The organism is Sphingobium lactosutens DS20 (assembly GCF_000445105.1).
Taxonomy (GTDB): Bacteria; Pseudomonadota; Alphaproteobacteria; order Sphingomonadales; family Sphingomonadaceae; genus Sphingobium; species Sphingobium lactosutens.
On the sequence record NZ_ATDP01000073.1, the window covers coordinates 1 to 13,485 of the forward strand.

Sequence of the window (13,485 nt, forward strand, 5' to 3'; positions counted from 1 at the left end):
TGTCAACGGCGGAGCAAAAGTCGGCCATTCGGCGGCGTAAAACCAGGCCATCGTGTTACATGCCGGGGGGAGTGGCGTGAGGGCGTAGCCCGAGGGCCACTCCCCCCGGCATTGGTGTAATTTTCAGGGTCTGGTTTTGGCCTTGCGGGCCCGGCTGTGCGCGAGGCGATAGCTTTCGCCGTTCATCTCGAGGATGCTGACGTGATGGGTCAGGCGATCGAGGAGCGCGCCTGTGAGACGCTCAGATCCGAAGGTTTCGGTCCATTCGTCGAAGGGCAGGTTGCTGGTGATGAAGGTGGAGCCGCGTTCGTAACGCTGGGAGATCAGCTCGAACAACAGTTCGGCGCCGGTCTTGGAGAGCGGCACAAAGCCCAGTTCGTCGATGATGAGCAGCTTGTATCCGGCCATCTGCTTCTGGAAGCGCAGAAGACGGCGCTCGTCGCGGGCCTCCATCATTTCGCTGACCAGCGCTGCCGCGGTGGTGAAGCCCACCGACAGTCCTTTCTGGCATGCTGCCAGTCCGAGCCCCAACGCTACGTGCGTCTTTCCGGTGCCTGATGGCCCCAGAGCGATGGCGTTCTCACGCCGCTCGATCCACTCGCAGCGCGCCATCTCGAGCACCTGCATCTTGTTGAGCCTGGGGATGGCGGCGAAGTCGAAGCTGTCGAGGCTTTTGACGGCGGGGAAGCGCGCGGCCTTGATGCGCCGCTCGACCATGCGACGCTCCCTGTCGATCATTTCCATCTCGACGAGGCGGGCGAGGAAGCGGATATGATCGACGCCTTCAGCGGCACATTGCCGCGCGAGCTTGTGATGCTCACGCAGGCACGTAGGCAGCTTGAGCGCCTTGAGATGGTGAGCGAGAAGGATCTCCGGGGCCTGATCGCTCATGCGGCCTCCTGCCGGTCGGAGAGCAGGCTCAGATAGGCTCTGGCAAAGGTCTTCTCGACCGTGGTGCGTGGCAGGAAGGGATAGACGTCCAGGTCCAGCCTGGGCGGTACGCGTTCGATCCGGCACAGGACGAGGTGCTTGACGGCATCGAAGCCGATGGCGCCAAGATCGATGGCCTGTTCGACCGCCGCCTGGAGATCGGCGAGGGTGAACGTTTCCAGCAGGCGCAGTACCTGCACATATTCGCGCCTGCCATGTTTGTGCATGCGCCCTTCCATCAACCGCTGCAGTGTCGTGAACGCTTCGGGCAGGTCCCAGCCCTGCAAAGGCGCAGCCTGGTCGAATGCGTTGATCTTCTGCTCGATCAGCGGGAGATAATGGAGCGGGTCGAAGACAACCTCCTCGCGGGCATAGCAACGAGGATGACGGGCGATGACTTCGCTGCGGCAGCCGATCACCACCTCATCGACATAGGCCCTGATCCAGACCTCCTGATGGCCCCAGGCCACCGGAACCGAATAATCGTTGGTCCTGTAGCGCACCAGGGATTGCGAGGAGACCCTCCCGCCTTTCTGATCGCAGGCCTCGAAGGGTGTAGCGGGCAGAGGCTGCATGGCCGCGAGATCGCGCTGCAGCCGCTCACCGATCGTCTCGCTCTGCCCGCGCACCTTGTCCTGCTGGCGCTTGCGGCATTGCTCCTCCAGCCACAGGTTGAACGCCTCCCAGGTCGGGAACTTCGGGATCGGCACCATGAAGTTGCGCCGGCAATAGCCTACCAGCCCCTCCACATTGCCTTTCTCGTTCCCCTTGCCCGGGCGAGCATAGCGGTCGCGGATCACGTAATGTGACAGGAAAGCGCTGAACAGCGTGGCACGCTGCCGCGTGCCGTCGGGCAGGATCTTCGTCACAAGGCAGCGATCGTTGTCATAGACGATCGAGCGCGGTACCGCGCCGAAAAACGCGAAGGCATGCACGTGTCCGTCCACCCAGGCCTCCGCCACCGCCGCCGGATAGGCCCGCACATAGCAGGCATCACTGTGCGGCAGATCGAGCGCGAAGAAGTAGGCCTTCTGCTCCACCCCGCCGATCTCCACCAGCGCTTCCCCGAAATCGGCCTGCGCATCTCCCGCAGGGTGCGCCAGCGGCACGAACATCTCCCGGCTGCGCTGTTCGCGCTCCCGGATGTAATCCTTGATGATCGTATAGCCGCCGGTGAAACCATGCTCGGTGCGCAAACGGTCGAATACCCGCTTCGCCGTATGGCGTTGCTTGCGCGGGACACTGCGGTCACCCTCAAGCCATCCATCAATGATCGCCACAAACCCGTCCAGCTTCGGGCGCTGCGGTACGGACTGGCGCCGGTAACCCGGCGGCGATGAAAACGACAGCATCTTGCGTACCGTTTCGCGCGACACATTGAAACGCTTCGCCGCCGCCCGTTGGCTCATGCCATCCGCGCAAGCCAGACGGACCTGAAGATAAAGTTCCACGCTGTAGATCCCCACACCTCCCTGACTCGGCAGAAAGGCTTCAAGGTGGACGACTTTTACGCCGCCCGCAGCAGGACTATCCCGCCGCTACCGTGGTCGAATATTGCTCCGCCGTTCTCAGCGAGGCGAGGATTGTGGCGAGTTGATCGCGCAGCGGCGCGGTCATCATCGTTTCGCCGGTCTTGCGCGACTGAATATGGTAGAGCGCCTGACTGCCGCCCGAATAGTGCATCCACGCGACAAAGGCGATTGCGCCCAGCGTCATCGCGCCGAGGATCAGCCACAGGCGGGGATCGCGGCGCGTCGGCCAGCGCATGCCAGCGGCCATGATCGGCAGATAGACGCCCTTGCACAGGGCGAGCAGCGGACCGGTAAGGAGCAGTCCGACCGAGCGAGCCGGTGCCGACCCCATGAAGCCAACGCGCAGGGCAAAAGCAAGGCCGACGAAGCCCAGGCCGTTGATGACCGCATCGGGAGAGAGCGATCCGGTCTGATAAGCGAAGGTCGGCAGCAAAGCCGTTGCCAGCATTGCATTGCGGCCGAAGGGCAGCAATTGCAACGCGGCGATCAACAGGGCAAGACCGGTCAGGGCATTGACGACGCGTCCGACACAGAAGGCGCCGAGCGATGACAGGCCGAGGCCCTTGCCCGCTGCCAGACCGATTGCGCCCGGCAGATAAAGGGTAGGCGCATAACTGGCGACGTTGGGAAAATCGGCGAAGTCGGAGCCGGAGCGCCTGGCATCAGCGGACGCGCTCCTACGCAGTTGATCGGCATGGAACAGTCGCGACGTCGCGGGAACATCCGTCGGAAAGTCGATGCGATGAATATCCAGCGCGGCGCGCGGCAGGTCCGTGCCGATGGCAGGGCCACGCTGCTCGGTCAGCATGTCCCCCTGCCGAACGGCCAAAGCCTTCATATAATGCTGATTCTCGTCCGGCGCCTGAAAAGGCGGCGTGATGACAGCGAAGAAGAGCGTGAGCAGGCAAAGGAGCGCGAGCAACAGCTTTTCGGACCCGCTCCAAGGCGCCGCGAACAGCATGTCCGCGCGGTCCAGACCCGAAAATCGCTGTCGTTCATTGCGCATGGGCAGAGAGGTAGCCGCGACCGCTTAATATTTCGCGACCGTCTCGCAATGTGACTGGATTTTCAACGATGCGTAACGCCGGCCAGAATCGTTATTCCGCTTCTGGCTCTAGAGCCACAGGCGGATGGAGGCGCAAGCGCGTCACGCGCCGGCTGTCGCTTGCGGTAATTTCAAGCTTCCACCCGCTTTCCGCATGCTCCAATATCTCGCCCACTTCAGGCACGCGGCCGGCCAGCACGAAGGCCAGGCCCCCCAGCGTGTCGACATCTTCCTCCACATCGCCAAGACGCGCATCAATCTCTTCGGCAACGTCTTCGAGTTCGGCGCGCGCATCGGCGTCCCACAGCCCATCGTCCAGCGGCACCAGCATCGCTTCGGGCGCATCGTCATGCTCATCCTCGACGTCGCCGACGATTTCTTCGACAAGGTCCTCGAAGGTCAGCAGCCCTTCGGTGCCCGAATATTCGTCCAGCACGATGGCGAGATGGGTGCGCTTGGCGCGCATTTCCGCAAGCAGGTCCAGCGCGCCCATGCTTTCAGGTACATAGAGCGGCTGACGGATCAGGGGCGCAAGCGTGTCGGGCGCCGGCGCCTTGCCGGCCAGAATGGCAAAGGCGTCGCGAATGTGGATCATCCCCACGATCGTGTCGAGATTTTCGCGATAGACAGGGATGCGGCTGTGGCCGGCGTCCGCGAACAGGACGGCCAAGTCGGCAAAACTGGCCTTTTCCTCGATCGCGACGATGTCGGCGCGGGGCACCGCGACATCGTCGACCGTATGTTCGGAAAAATGCAGCAGGTTGCGCAGCATCTGCCGTTCGATCGCGGATAGGTCGCCTTTTACCGGAGGATGATCTTCCTCATCTTCCTCATCATATTCGTCGAGCGCTTCTTCCAGTTCCTGGCGCAGGCTGGTTTCTGCATTCTCCCCGAACAGCAGTGACTTGATGCCGCTCCATAAGCCGCCCTCGTTACTACTGTCCGCTTCCTTCGAAGCGCTGCCATCCTTGGGGCTGCCTTCAGCCATCGGTCGTCCTAGTCCCCTGTTTGAAGCGGTGCATATGCGGCCTTAGCCGGCTTGCACGAAAAACGCCTCATTTAATATCGTCGCGATCCCCATAGGGGTCGGACAAGCCCAGCGATGCCAGCGCCGAAACTTCCAGCGCCTCCATGGCTTCGGCTTCCGCGTCGTTCATATGGTCATATCCCAGCAAATGAAAAGTGCCGTGGACGATGAGATGGGTGGCATGGTCGACCATGCTGATGCCCTTGTCGGCCGCTTCGGCGGCGCAGACGCCTTCGGCCAGGACGATGTCGCCCAAAAGCACTTCGCCATCGTCGGTATTGGCCGTTGCCTGAAGCAGATCATCCTGGACCATCGGAAACGACAGGACGTTGGTGGGTTTGTCCTTGTCCCGATAGGCGCGGTTGAGCCCGTGCACTTCCTCGTCGGAGGTCAGCTTGACAGCAATTTCATACAGCGTCGCGTCAGTGGCGAAGGCTGCATAGGGGCTGTGCGAAATGGCCGCCGTCACAGCGCGCTGGGCAATCATTTCCCAATCGCCCTGTGGCCAGCCCTGGTCGTGCAGCAGCGCAACCTCAATCATGCGTCCGGCCCTTCATAGGCCTGGACGATGCGACCGACGACAGGGTGTCGCACCACGTCGCCCACGCCGAAGGGCACCATGGCGATGCCGTCCACGCCATGCAGGCGGGCGACTGCGTCGGCCAGACCAGAAATTCCCGGTTGCGGCAAGTCGACCTGCTTGGGGTCGCCGCAGATAACCATGCGGCTGCCTTCGCCAAAGCGGGTGAGAAACATCTTCATCTGGGCGATGGTGGTGTTCTGCGCTTCGTCCAGCACGATGAAGGCGTTGGCCAGGGTGCGACCGCGCATGAAGGCGAGCGGCGCGATTTCGATTTCCCCGCTGGCGATGCGCCGTTCGACCTGTTCGGCCGGCAGCGTGTCGTAGAGCGCGTCATAGATGGGGCGCAGATAGGGGTCGACCTTATCCTTCATGTCGCCGGGCAGGAAGCCTAGCCGCTCGCCCGCCTCCACGGCCGGACGGGACAGGATCAAGCGATCGACGCTGCCGGTGATAAGCTGGCTGACCGCCTGCGCGACCGCCAGATAGGTCTTGCCGGTGCCTGCCGGCCCAAGCGCGAAGATGATGTCATTGCGGGTCAGCGCCTCCATATAGGTGACCTGTGTCGCTGATCGCGGCACGATCGTCTTCTTGCGCGTGCGGATCATCACCTTGGGCGGTTCGGCGACGTCATGGCGGATGATGCCGTCGAGCGTCGGTTCGGCCGACATGGCGATGACCGCCTCGACCGCGCCCGAATCGATTTCCTGCCCCGCGACGATGCGGTTGTAGAGGCCGGTCATGACGTCGCGCGCGCGGGCGGCGGCTTCGGCCTCGCCCTCGATCTGGAGCTTGTTGCCGCGTGCGGCGATGTAGACGCCAAGGCGATTTTCGATTGCCACCAGATTCTGGTCATATTGCCCGAACAATGTGCCCAGCAGATGCGGCTTTTCGAAAGTGACTTCGAGACGCGCGCGCTCGGCGATGTCGGGGCGGGGGCTGTGGTGCGGTTTTTTCGACATAGGTCAGCCTCTCCCTTGCTTGGCCATGCCCCCAAACGGGGGCATCCATCGTCCAGACCATGCATTGAGCGGAGCGGCGTGGCGATGGGTTCCCGCCTGCGCGGGAACGACGGTGCGATGGTTCAAGCGGCCTTCCTCCTCACTGTTTCGCCAGCCAGGCTGTTCGGGCCGGCGCTGATAATGTCGACGTCCACAAAATCGCCGATCGAAAGCTCCGGCGCGGTCACGACGACCGACTGGAGCCAAGGCGATTTGCCGATGAGCTGACCGGGGTGCCGGCCCTTGCGCTCCAGCAGAATCTGAGTGGTGCGGCCCACGGTCGCGGCGTTGAATGCGGCCTGCTGGCGGTTGAGCAACGCCTGAAGCCGCGCGAGCCGTTCATCCATGACTTCGGCGGCTATCTGGTGATCCATGTCGGCGGCCGGCGTGCCGGGGCGGGGGCTATATTTGAAGCTGTAGCATTGAGCATAGCGCACTTGCTCGACGATGCGCAGCGTATCTTCAAATTCGGCATCCGTTTCACCGGGGAAGCCGACGATGAAGTCGCCGGAAATGGCGATGTCGGGTCGCGCCTGCCGCACCCGTTCAATGATGCGCAGATAGCTGTCGGCGCTGTGACTGCGATTCATCGCCTTGAGAATGCGGTCATTGCCCGCCTGTACGGGCAGATGCAGGAAGGGCATCAGCTTGTCGATTTCGCCATGCGCCGCGATCAGGCCATCGCTCATGTCATTGGGATGGCTGGTCGTGTAGCGGATGCGCCGCAGGTCCGGGATTTTTGCCAGCTCGCGAACCAGCCCGTCCATGCGCTGAGCCCGGCCCTTGTCATCATCCCCGGTCCAGGCGTTCACATTCTGGCCGAGCAGGGTGATTTCGCGCGCGCCGCCATCGACCAGCGCCTTGGCTTCATCGACAATCGCGCTCCATGATCTGCTGATTTCCGCGCCGCGCGTATAGGGGACCACGCAATAGGTGCAAAATTTGTCGCACCCTTCCATGATGGTGAGAAAGGCCGTGGGGCGGGCCTGTTTGGTGCGAGCAGGAAGCGCGCCGAATTTGGAGGCCGCCGGCATGTCGGTATCGACCGCCGCTTCGCCCCGGCCGACCTTGTCGATGAGGTCTGGCAGGCGATGATAGGCCTGCGGCCCCACCACGATGTCGACATTGCGCGCGCGGCGCTGGATCTCGCTGCCTTCGGCCTGCGCGACGCAGCCGGCGACGGCGATCATCGGACGGCTGCCATCGTCGCGGGTCAGGCGGCCGATGTCGGAATACACCTTGTCCACCGCCTTCTCGCGAATGTGGCAGGTGTTGAGGATGACGAGGTCGGCGTCCGTGCCCTCGGCAGCGGGGGTCATGCCCTGCGTGCCCAGCATTTCGGCCATGCGCTCGCCATCATAGACGTTCATCTGGCAACCGAAGGATTTGACGTGGAAGGTCGCTGGCGCGGTCGTGGCAGGATTTCGGGGGGCGTCGTTACGATTCATGCGGTCCAGCTATACAGGCGGCAAGGGGGGAGCGGAAGAGCGGTGATGCGCTGCCATGCTGGCGGCGATCCGGTCCCGCGCCAGCGCCGCCATCGCCTTGCGGTCCGCACAGGTAGCGGGATCGAAGGGTGCGAGGAACCGGATCGTGACCGGCAATCCGCCCTTGCGTCGCAGGATGCGCAGGACATTGCCAACGGCCGGCTCATCCCCCACCCACGCGATATCCGTTACGGCGGGGCCATAATCTATATGCACGGGCTGGATCGTCACCGGGCGCGGCGGTGGGAACAATGTGGCGAGCAATGTGGGTTTGAATGGCAGCAGCGTCGTGCCATCGCCCGTCGTGCCTTCCGGAAAAAGAGTGACCGGCTGATGCCCCGTCAAGGCTGCCCGGAGCGCATCCATCTGCCCCGACAGGCCGCCGCGCCGTTCGCGCGAGACGAACACGGTGTTGTTCTGCGCCGCCAGCCAGCCGACGACCGGCCAGCGCGCCACGCCATCCTTCGACACGAAGGCCGTGCCCGTGGCGCCGCCGAGTGCGAGAATGTCGATCCAGCTGACATGGTTGGCGAGCAGGACGATGTCGCCTTGGGCCGGGTGACCTTCCAGAATGACGCGTGCACCAGTGGCGCGTGCTGCAAGGCCCAGGAAACGAGAGGGCCACGGTGAACGGCTTCTGACAAGTCGCCAGCACAGATGGGGAATGAGGCACAGCAGCAAGACGCTGGCGAGCAGGACTAGCCGCCCAGCGCAGCGCAAGGGCGCCAGCCCGTCAGTTTTTGCGGTCGAGCGCGACGCCGTACAGCTCCATCCGGTGATCGACCAGCCGGAAGCCGAGCTTTTCAGCAATCTGTTTTTGCAGCTGTTCCAGTTCCGGGTCGACGAATTCGATCACATTGCCGGTTTCGACGTCGATCAAATGGTCGTGGTGCGATTCCGGCGCAGCCTCATAACGGGCGCGACCATCGCCGAAGTCATGGCGTTCCAGGATGCCGGCTTCTTCGAACAGGCGTACGGTGCGATAGACGGTGGCGATGGAAATGCCAGGATCAATCGTGGCGGAGCGTTTGTGCAGTTCCTCAACATCGGGATGATCGGACGCATCGCTGAGCACCTGGGCGATCACCCGGCGCTGTTCTGTGATGCGCAGCCCCTTTTCATGACACAGGGCTTCGACGTCGATTTTGCGGTTCATGCAGGCTCGCTTAATGGATTCAGGCGAAAAGTCGGGCAAAGCCTAGCGACTTTTGCTCATGCGGGAAAGGGGCGCATCGGCCGACACGCCCCTTTCCGGGAAAAGTAGCGCTTGATGCCGCGATTACTTGCCGCGGGTGCGCCGGCGCTTGGTGCCCAGGCCAATCTTCTTCGCCAGATTACGGCGCTGTTCGGCATAATTGGGCGCGACCATCGGATAGTCAGCGGGCAGGTTCCACTTGGCGCGATAGTCTTCCGGCGTCATCTGATAATGCGTCATCAGGTGGCGCTTGAGCATCTTGAGCTTCTTGCCGTCCTCCAGGCACACTATGTAGTCGGGCTTGATCGACGCGCGCACCGACACGGCGGGTTCGGGGCGGACTTCAGGCGCTTCGACCGGCTGGTTCAGCGCAGACAGGGCGGCGTGAACATTCTGGATCAGCGTCGATACATCGGACACCGCAACGCTATTGTTCGAGACATGCGCGGCAACAATATCGGACGTCAGCGTGATAAGCAGTTCGTTCTGCGCAGATTCGGTTTCCATGGTCCTGTTTCCTGCCAATTTATACAGTGATGCGACCCGCCCGACGGAATATTTTTCAGGAGCGGTATTGCGTCGCCTAATGTTCGCGACGGGATTGTGCAACCGGATATTGCGTCAAAGTGCCATATCGATGCGAAAACTTAAGGCGTCATATAATTGACCATCATTGCCGCGATAATAACCTGGACGGCGATGCACATATTCGAAGCCAATCTTCTCATAGAGTTGAATGGCGTTATTTGTCGCACGGACTTCGAGATTCATCGAAGTGATGCCGCGTCGCCGCGCGGTGCGTAAAGTTTCCCGCAGCAACGTTTCACCGATGCCGCGCCCACGCCACAGCGGCGCGACCGCCAGCAACAGCAGTTCGCATTCATCCAGAACCGACCGCACCAGCGCAAATCCCAGCGGTGACGCATCCAGCCGCGCGACCGTCAACCAAGTGCCGGGCATGATCATCACGCCCGCCAATTGCGGCAGCGTCCAGGCTTCGCCAAAGGTCGGGTCGAAGGCAGCGGTCATCACGTCCATCGTGTCGGCCATGGCGTTGCGATCAGCGCCTTCATGCAGGTCGAGGGAAAGGCCGGGCATCATGGCAAGGCCCGCTCCGCCATCGTCTTCGCATCCGCCCCGCGACCATAAATGGGGGAAGGCGACAGGCCGGGGAGCGTTTCAATCAACGGCCATGCGCCGGCGTCGGGATAAAGGGTGATCGCGGTGCCGGTGCCGCGTTCGGTCACCAGCGCTTCGGCGCCTGTGCCATAGATGACAGGGGTATCGATTTGACGCGCCAGATCCGCAATCGGGGTCGAACGGATGGCGCCATGCTCCGTGCGGCCATCGGCACCAAAGCCTTGCCAGAATAATTCGCCATGTCCGCCGGTGATCGTCACGATCAAGGGGCCGTCGCCATGGTCGATCGCCGCCTGGGCTGCGATGATAGACGGCGCGCTGAAGCCTTGGAGCGGAACGTTCCAGGCCAGCGCCAGGGCGCGCGCCGCCGCAATGCCGATCCGCACGCCCGTGAAGCTGCCCGGGCCGACGTCGACCGCGATTGCATCGGCGCGTCCTCCGTCCGGCAGGGCGGCGATCGCCGGCAGCAATGCTTCGGCATGACCGCGCCCGACAATGTCATGAAAGCGCCCGATCGGCGTGCCGTCCTCCAGCAACGCCACGGACAGGGCCTGTGTCGCAGTGTCGATCACCAGCAGGCGCAAGAAATACTCCCGTTCAGCGTCCGCCAGATGCGGAGTCGCGTAGCGGTTAGTCGATCAGCGTCGATTTGCCAAATAAGCTTGTGGGATCAGACCGCCCGCACTTCGGTGACTTCTGGCACATAATGTTTGAGCAACTGTTCGATGCCGTTCTTGAGCGTCGCCGAGGAAGATGGACAGCCCGCGCAAGCGCCCTGCATCTTCAGGTACACCGTGCCCTTGTCAAAGCCGCGATAGATGATGTCGCCACCATCGTTGGCGACGGCCGGCCGCACGCGCGTGTCGATCAGTTCGCGGATCTGATCGACGATTTCGGCATCTTCGGGATTTTCCGCAAACGCATCCTCATCGGCCGGGACGTGAATGTCGCCAGCCGATCCCGCTGCAAACAGCGGCATGTTCGCCGAGAAATGTTCAAGGAGGATCGAAAGCACATCGGGCTTGACGTCGCGCCAGTCGGATCCTTCGCCGACGGTGACGGAGATGAAGTCGCCGCCGAAGAAGACGCCGGTAACGTCGCCCAACGCGAAAAGCGCACTCGCAAGCGGTGAGGCTTCCGCTTCCTCAGGCGAAGCGAAATCCCGCGTGCCAGCGCCCATGACGACACGGCCGGGAAGGAATTTGACGGTCGCCGGGTTAGGCGTCGGTTCAGTCTCGATCAGCATCACGCGCATGTGGCGATTTGCCGCACCAAGATCAACCCATCGGAACTTCGCTCGCGACCGTTGATTGAGTGTGGCAAATAGCAAGGAGACGCGATGATGAGCACCGAAACGGAAATCCGCGAACGCTTCTGGAAAGAATTGTCGGAAAGCCCTTTTCTGATGGTCGGCCTGCAAGGGTCGCAGGAGCATAATCTGCCGATGACCGCGCAGCTGGACCCGGAGGCCAATCATTGCTTCTGGTTCTATACGACCAAGGATAATCGTCTGGCCCCCGGGGGTCCGGCCATGGCGCAATATGCGTCCAAGGACCATGACCTGTTCGCCTGCATCGACGGGACATTGGCCCCGGAAACCGATCCTGCCATCATCGATCGCTATTGGTCCAAGCAGGTCGAGGCCTGGTATCCGCAGGGGCGCAACGATCCGAATCTTCTGATGCTGCGATTTGATCTCAACACCGCCGAAATCTGGCGCGCGGAAATGTCTATCAAGGGCGTCTTTAAGATGATGTTTGGCGGAGACGTTCGCTCCGAGATGAAGGGCAAGCACGCCGAAGTCTCGCTCTGATTCGATATAGAACTGCGTGAGCGGCCACCGGATGGGTGGCCGCTTGCTTTTTGCCCGTGATGCGGGCATATGCGCTGCGGCGCAGCAACCGGCTCTCACAGGCCCATAGCGATTGGCAGCGTGATCGTCCCCGATACTCAACGAGTGAGAGGGGACCGGCCAATGACCAGCCTGCGCCAAGCTTTGAGGCTTCCCTTTTCACGCGGGTCGTTTCGTAACCCGCCTCGCGCCCTCTCTGTGACAGTCACGGACGGTCGGCGCTGGCCGATATGTGAGACTATCATGGAATTTACCGATCTGGGCTTGTCCGAGCCGATCCTGAAGGCGCTTGCCGCCAAGAAATACACGTCCCCCACGCCCATTCAGCAAAAGGCTGTTCCGGTCCTGCTGGAGGGCCATGACCTGTGTGGCATTGCACAGACCGGCACTGGCAAAACAGCGGCCTTCGCACTGCCCAGCCTGGACTATTTCGCCCGCCATCCCAAGCCGACGCCCGTGCGCGGCTGCCGGATGCTGGTGCTGTCGCCGACGCGCGAGCTTGCCGCACAGATCGCGCAGAGCTTTCGCGATTATGGCCGCTTCCTCAAGTTGAGCGTCGAAACGGTGTTCGGCGGCGTGCCGATCAACCGCCAGATCAAGGCGCTGAGCCAGGGCGTCGACATCGTCGTGGCGACGCCGGGCCGCTTGCTCGACCTCATCGACCAGCGCTGCTTCACCATCAAGGATACCGAAATCTTCGTCCTCGACGAAGCGGACCAGATGATGGACATGGGCTTCATCCATCCGTTGAAGCGCATTGCCAAGCTGCTGCCGACCAATCGGCAGAACCTCTTTTTCTCCGCTACCATGCCCAAGGAAATCGAGGCGCTGGCCGGCCAGTTTCTGAACGATCCGGTGAAGGTCAGCGTCGCGCCGCAATCGACGACGGCCGAGCGGGTGCGCCAGCAGGCGACTTTCGTCAATCAGGCGGAAAAGCAGGCGCTGCTGCACATCGTGCTCAAAACCGAGGATATTGATCGTGCGTTGATTTTCACGCGCACCAAACATGGCGCCGATCGCGTCGTGCGTTTTCTGGAAGGGGCAGGCATCGACGCCTTCGCCATCCATGGCAATAAGAGCCAGGGCCAGCGCACCACCGCCTTGCAGGCCTTCCGCCAGGGCAAGGTCAAATTGCTGGTCGCGACTGACATCGCTGCGCGTGGTATCGACGTGTCCGGTGTCAGCCACGTCATCAACTTCGAGATTCCCAATGTGCCCGAACAATATGTTCACCGCATCGGCCGTACGGCGCGGGCAGGGGCCGAAGGCGTGGCGATCAGCTTCGTCGCCGATGATGAGCGGCCCTATCTCAAGGCGATCGAGCGTGCGACGCGGGTAAAACTGGATGTCACGCCGCTGCCGGAGAATTTCCTGGAAGCCGTGCGTAACCTGCCCAAGCCCGCGCCACAGCGCAAGGGGCCGAGCCAGAGCCCGTCGCAGCAGGCGAAGCGCGCCGAAGGGCAGCGCCGCTATCAGGACCAGCAGAAAGCGCAGCGCGGCACGCCCGACAAGGCGCATCGGGGTGACGGGGATGGCGCGGGCGCCAGAAAGCCCTTCCGCCGGCGTCGGCGCGGCGCGGTTGGTGCGTACAAGGGCGCGGTGCAACGGACCGGCGCGCGCTAAACAGCAAGGAAAGGAAGGGAGGCGGCGCTCAGTCGCCTCCCTTTCCTGATTTTGTCAGTGGTGGTTCAGGAAA

14 protein-coding genes and 1 pseudogene are annotated in these 13,485 nt (G+C 62.4%); 2 read left to right on the forward strand and 13 right to left on the reverse strand.

The features are described 5' to 3' along the window. Nucleotides 1–123: 123 nt before the first annotated feature. From istB to RLDS_RS34330, 13 genes and pseudogenes are all read right to left on the reverse strand, one after another. Entirely contained in the window at nt 124–891 is a 768-nt protein-coding gene (istB, locus tag RLDS_RS34270) for an IS21-like element ISSsp5 family helper ATPase IstB (RefSeq protein WP_007686288.1), read from the reverse strand. Continuing rightward, a complete protein-coding gene (gene istA / locus RLDS_RS34275; RefSeq protein WP_011950768.1) occupies nt 888–2,381 on the reverse strand; it encodes an IS21 family transposase in 1,494 nt (497 codons plus the stop codon). The genes istB and istA overlap by 4 nt, the downstream gene beginning before the upstream one ends. A gap of 127 nt (nt 2,382–2,508) precedes the next feature. After that, nucleotides 2,509–3,468, reverse strand: a pseudogene (locus RLDS_RS34280) (DUF2142 domain-containing protein); the annotation flags it as partial. A gap of 91 nt (nt 3,469–3,559) precedes the next feature. Continuing rightward, complete coding sequence (locus RLDS_RS34285; protein WP_021224955.1) at nt 3,560–4,495, reverse strand: hemolysin family protein; 936 nt, start codon at nt 4,493–4,495, stop codon at nt 3,560–3,562. Between the two features lie 67 nt (nt 4,496–4,562). Continuing rightward, nucleotides 4,563–5,075: an rRNA maturation RNase YbeY gene (gene ybeY / locus RLDS_RS34290; RefSeq protein ID WP_021224956.1), complete on the reverse strand. Its 513-nt coding sequence runs from the start codon at nt 5,073–5,075 to the stop codon at nt 4,563–4,565. Beyond that, nucleotides 5,072–6,076: a PhoH family protein gene (locus tag RLDS_RS34295; protein ID WP_021224957.1), complete on the reverse strand. Its 1,005-nt coding sequence runs from the start codon at nt 6,074–6,076 to the stop codon at nt 5,072–5,074. The genes ybeY and RLDS_RS34295 overlap by 4 nt, the downstream gene beginning before the upstream one ends. Before the next feature lie 122 nt (nt 6,077–6,198). Beyond that, entirely contained in the window at nt 6,199–7,563 is a 1,365-nt protein-coding gene (gene miaB / locus RLDS_RS34300) for a tRNA (N6-isopentenyl adenosine(37)-C2)-methylthiotransferase MiaB (protein ID WP_021224958.1), read from the reverse strand. 9 nt (nt 7,564–7,572) lie between these two features. Beyond that, on the reverse strand, nt 7,573–8,331 hold the full coding sequence (locus RLDS_RS34305; protein WP_031297566.1) for a lysophospholipid acyltransferase family protein: 759 nt from the start codon (nt 8,329–8,331) through the stop codon (nt 7,573–7,575). A 4-nt stretch (nt 8,332–8,335) separates the two neighbouring features. Continuing rightward, entirely contained in the window at nt 8,336–8,758 is a 423-nt protein-coding gene (locus RLDS_RS34310; protein WP_009821873.1) for a Fur family transcriptional regulator, read from the reverse strand. 123 nt (nt 8,759–8,881) lie between these two features. Beyond that, nucleotides 8,882–9,304, reverse strand: a complete 423-nt coding sequence (locus RLDS_RS34315) for a MucR family transcriptional regulator (protein WP_021224960.1) — start codon at nt 9,302–9,304, stop codon at nt 8,882–8,884. Nucleotides 9,305–9,418: 114 nt separating this feature from the next. After that, complete coding sequence (locus RLDS_RS34320; protein ID WP_021224961.1) at nt 9,419–9,898, reverse strand: GNAT family N-acetyltransferase; 480 nt, start codon at nt 9,896–9,898, stop codon at nt 9,419–9,421. Beyond that, nucleotides 9,895–10,521: a tRNA (adenosine(37)-N6)-threonylcarbamoyltransferase complex dimerization subunit type 1 TsaB gene (gene tsaB, locus RLDS_RS34325; RefSeq protein ID WP_021224962.1), complete on the reverse strand. Its 627-nt coding sequence runs from the start codon at nt 10,519–10,521 to the stop codon at nt 9,895–9,897. The genes RLDS_RS34320 and tsaB overlap by 4 nt, the downstream gene beginning before the upstream one ends. An 86-nt stretch (nt 10,522–10,607) precedes the next feature. Then, nucleotides 10,608–11,183 carry a NifU family protein gene (locus RLDS_RS34330; RefSeq protein ID WP_031297569.1) on the reverse strand — a complete coding sequence of 192 codons (576 nt, stop codon included), beginning with the start codon at nt 11,181–11,183 and terminating at the stop codon, nt 10,608–10,610. Between the two features lie 96 nt (nt 11,184–11,279). On the opposite strand from RLDS_RS34330, the gene RLDS_RS34335 reads away from it, so the two are divergent. Both RLDS_RS34335 and RLDS_RS34340 read left to right on the forward strand, forming a co-directional pair. Next, entirely contained in the window at nt 11,280–11,750 is a 471-nt protein-coding gene (locus RLDS_RS34335; RefSeq protein WP_031297570.1) for a pyridoxamine 5'-phosphate oxidase family protein, read from the forward strand. Nucleotides 11,751–12,032: 282 nt separating this feature from the next. Then, nucleotides 12,033–13,412, forward strand: a complete 1,380-nt coding sequence (locus RLDS_RS34340) for a DEAD/DEAH box helicase (RefSeq protein WP_021224965.1) — start codon at nt 12,033–12,035, stop codon at nt 13,410–13,412. Nucleotides 13,413–13,485 lie beyond the last annotated feature (73 nt).